The following is a 2,933-nucleotide window of genomic DNA, read 5'->3' as shown; positions in this document are numbered from 1 at the left end:
TGGCGTATGGGTGTCTGACTTGAACAAGAAGGCCATCTTGACGGCTGGAATGGCCAAGGGTTCATCTGCTTCAACAGGCAAGTAATTAGTTGAAAGGGGGCTATTATGAGTGAAACTAGTGTTGGTACTACAAGCGACTATGAGAAGCTCTTAGACCCTAAGGGTTCGGTTAAGGATAAGCTTGAAATCATTGAAAAGAATGTAAAAGCTCGCTTGTCTGTCTTGCTCGGGCTGAAAGCCACTAAAATTCCTGATCAGTTTAACTACATTGTTGATGAAGTAGTGGCTGCTCGTTTTTCTCGTATTGGTAATGAGGGGATGAAGTCTGCTGGGCAAGATGGGTTAACGCTTGTCTTCCAAGATGATGATTTTTCTAAGTTCAAGAATGAGATTGACGAATACCGCACAGGAAATGTTACAGACCGTCAGAGAGGTCGGGTGATGTTTCTATGAACGCAGCTACAAAGATCGCTTTGTATATGAAAAGCAAAGGGACACAAGACCCTCGTAATCCTCGCAAAAAAGGGGATGACGAGTTAGTTGCCGAAGTTACAGTGAATGTGACCGATTTAAGTGCTGCTAAGTCATATCGAGAGTATGGCGTTGTTTCATACGGCGAGAAGATTATTCGCTCTGTTGGTACTCTGCCATACTTTGATTATTGCTTGATTGATGGCAAAAAGTACGTAGTGCAGGAACGACAGATGGTGGGAATTCGCTCGTCGTTTCGAGTAAAGGAGGATTAGATGGGGGTAGTTGGCGCTGATAACTTTATTAATGTTCAATCAGAGAAGCTTCGTAAAGCTCCTGGTAAAGTATTCTCCATTTTGCAAGATACGGCGAATAGTACACGTTCACAGGCTGTTCGTATTGCACCGGTTCGTACTGGTTTTCTGCGTAATAACATTAAGCCGGAGATGGTGATTAACGGAACAAAAATGACGGCTACTGTGTACGGAAATGCCTTTAATGGTTCATTTAACTATGGATATGCACAGGAATACGGAACGAAATATGTCCGTCCCAAGTACTTCATTACAACGGCTTTTGAGGCTCATAAAGAGCTATTTAGAAGTCGCTTGAAGGAGGTAATCAATGGTTGATACACCAGATTACGCTTTGTACAAGGAAGTCGGCGGGCATTTATTCGATAAATACGGGGATGGTAGTGATGGTGGACAGTTCTTTAAGACTTTTCCAGAATTTCACGATTATTCATTTAACAACCCAATGGTTATTCTTGGAAATCAGTCGATGGGGCAAGATACACCTTTAAAAGGCGTGCTTGTATCGAAACCTGCCATTACCATTCATGTATTTGGCGATATTGAGGCGCTGGAAGACGTTCAGGACGTTAAGCAGTCTATTTACTCGTATCTCATGCAACTAAGTAATGTTGGAGATTACAGGGTTGAATTAGACCCACGCAATTTGATTAACACAGTGGCACAGGAGCAGGAAGACAACCTACGTCTGTGGCACGCAACACTTGATGTGACCTTTAAGGTCAACTAACACAAGACTCTAACGAGTCTTTTTTTATTGGAGGTAATTATGGCTGATTTAGCTAATAAGGCCGGTGGCAAGGCGATTGTATTTGCACGGCCATTTTCAAAACAAGCCGCCATGGTGGGGACAAAGGTTGCCTACCAGACGACTTATGGTTATAAGTTGTCCCGTGATTCAAAGTCAGAAGACACGAAGGATGGCAAGATTTCAAAAGGCGGATCACTTGATGGAACGCTTTCTATGGAAATGCTGGCATCTAATCAGGACTTGTTAAACGACATTGAGGATACCGTTGTTAAAGGTAACTCCATGGAATTCTGGATTGTCTACACAGACACGCCAGGTTCTTCTACTAACAAGTATGCGGCTCGCTACATGATGGCAGACATCACTTCTCATGAAGAAACTGGCGATTCGGATAACTCTGTATCGTTGAAGCTAGAAGCAACTATCAAGGATGGATACGCACGTCGTGGAGAAGTAACGTTATCGCTTGATGAAGCAAACTCCGCATACAAGTTTAAGGACTTGGGCAATGTTACGAATTCAGAGTCGTCTGACTCGGCTTCACAACCAACAACAAAGTAACTGATCGATAGTACAACGGCTAAACGTTCGAGCGGGGTGAGAAGCCCGATACTAAACTACTAATAGAAAAAATAGGAGAAATATTCATGATTACATTTGAAATTAACGGTAAGGAATACCAATTCGCATTCAACTTTAAGTTTATCCGTGCTTTGGACAAGTCAGTTGTAGGAAATGTTAACGGCATTAAGTTTGGCGCCGGAGTTGACATGAACCTGTCTAAGTTTATTGTGGACGGCGACCCAATTGCTCTTTCTGATATTTTGATTGCTGCTAACCATGCTGCTGGTGGGAACTTGACCACTGGTATGTTGGATGACTTCTTCGATGATGAGAAAACTGATATTGATGTCATTGCTAACGAAGTAACGGAGGCATTGAAGGAAGGAAAATTTACGAAGAACAAGGTAGCGAAGGTAGTTGCTCAACAAGTAGTGGCACAAACAGCTTAAAAGAGTTAGATAGCGCAAGCCAATACCATGAAATTTTGGTAAATGGCTTGCGCTATTTTAATGTGTCAAGTTCTGACGAAGTAGCGAATATGACTCCAAGAGAGTATCAGCTACAAATTGAGGCGGCTCAACTGAAAGAGATTGACAAGAAACACGCTATCCATGAAATAGCCTGGGCTTCAATGGCCGTTGAACAAACCAACGCCAGTGGGAATAGCCTTAAGTTTGATACCTTCGACAAGTTCTTCGAAAGAGATTACAAAAAGGCCATCAACAAGATTAAGCAAGAGTTTAATCCGAAAGCTGCAGTCGATATTCCATCGGAAGTGCTCGTATGTCAATAAGTTAGACACTTTTTTTACATCACTAGGTTCGATTCATAGG

At 42.4% G+C, this 2,933-nt stretch carries 7 protein-coding genes; all 7 read left to right on the top strand.

The genetic code is table 11. The features are described from left to right. Window positions 1-105 precede the first annotated feature (105 nt). The 7 genes from IV71_RS07250 (at window position 106) to IV71_RS07220 (ending at window position 2,893) form a co-directional block, all read left to right on the top strand. Complete coding sequence (locus IV71_RS07250; RefSeq protein ID WP_010692150.1) at window positions 106-453, top strand: phage head-tail connector protein; 348 nt, start codon at window positions 106-108, stop codon at window positions 451-453. After that, the gene (locus tag IV71_RS07245) at window positions 450-746 is read left to right on the top strand and encodes a hypothetical protein (RefSeq protein WP_010692149.1); all 297 of its coding nucleotides are present in this window, start codon (window positions 450-452) and stop codon (window positions 744-746) included. Before IV71_RS07250 ends, IV71_RS07245 begins: the two co-directional genes overlap by 4 nt. Then, window positions 747-1,103: an HK97 gp10 family phage protein gene (locus IV71_RS07240; protein WP_010692148.1), complete on the top strand. Its 357-nt coding sequence runs from the start codon at window positions 747-749 to the stop codon at window positions 1,101-1,103. Beyond that, window positions 1,096-1,515, top strand: coding sequence for a hypothetical protein (locus IV71_RS07235; RefSeq protein WP_010692147.1), 420 nt, complete (start codon window positions 1,096-1,098; stop codon window positions 1,513-1,515). Before IV71_RS07240 ends, IV71_RS07235 begins: the two co-directional genes overlap by 8 nt. Window positions 1,516-1,554: 39 nt before the next feature. Then, on the top strand, window positions 1,555-2,097 hold the full coding sequence (locus IV71_RS07230) for a phage major tail protein, TP901-1 family (protein ID WP_010692146.1): 543 nt from the start codon (window positions 1,555-1,557) through the stop codon (window positions 2,095-2,097). An 86-nt stretch (window positions 2,098-2,183) separates the two neighbouring features. Beyond that, the gene (locus IV71_RS07225; RefSeq protein WP_010692145.1) at window positions 2,184-2,549 is read left to right on the top strand and encodes a tail assembly chaperone; all 366 of its coding nucleotides are present in this window, start codon (window positions 2,184-2,186) and stop codon (window positions 2,547-2,549) included. Window positions 2,550-2,638: 89 nt separating this feature from the next. After that, the gene (locus IV71_RS07220) at window positions 2,639-2,893 is read left to right on the top strand and encodes a hypothetical protein (RefSeq protein ID WP_056995062.1); all 255 of its coding nucleotides are present in this window, start codon (window positions 2,639-2,641) and stop codon (window positions 2,891-2,893) included. The last annotated feature ends 40 nt before the right edge of the window (window positions 2,894-2,933 follow it).

Source organism: Fructobacillus fructosus KCTC 3544 (genome assembly GCF_001438695.1).
GTDB lineage: Bacteria > Bacillota > Bacilli > Lactobacillales > Lactobacillaceae > Fructobacillus > Fructobacillus fructosus.
This window is presented reverse-complemented; position numbering and strand designations above follow the sequence as displayed.

Bases quoted from the DNA above. Each gene is read 5' to 3' on its own strand.
- IV71_RS07250 (WP_010692150.1), top strand. From the start codon at position 106: ATGAGTGAAACTAGTGTTGGTACTACAAGCGACTATGAGAAGCTCTTA.
- IV71_RS07245 (WP_010692149.1), top strand. From the start codon at position 450: ATGAACGCAGCTACAAAGATCGCTTTGTATATGAAAAGCAAAGGGACA.
- IV71_RS07240 (WP_010692148.1), top strand. From the start codon at position 747: ATGGGGGTAGTTGGCGCTGATAACTTTATTAATGTTCAATCAGAGAAG.
- IV71_RS07235 (WP_010692147.1), top strand. From the start codon at position 1,096: ATGGTTGATACACCAGATTACGCTTTGTACAAGGAAGTCGGCGGGCAT.
- IV71_RS07230 (WP_010692146.1), top strand. From the start codon at position 1,555: ATGGCTGATTTAGCTAATAAGGCCGGTGGCAAGGCGATTGTATTTGCA.
- IV71_RS07225 (WP_010692145.1), top strand. From the start codon at position 2,184: ATGATTACATTTGAAATTAACGGTAAGGAATACCAATTCGCATTCAAC.
- IV71_RS07220 (WP_056995062.1), top strand. From the start codon at position 2,639: ATGACTCCAAGAGAGTATCAGCTACAAATTGAGGCGGCTCAACTGAAA.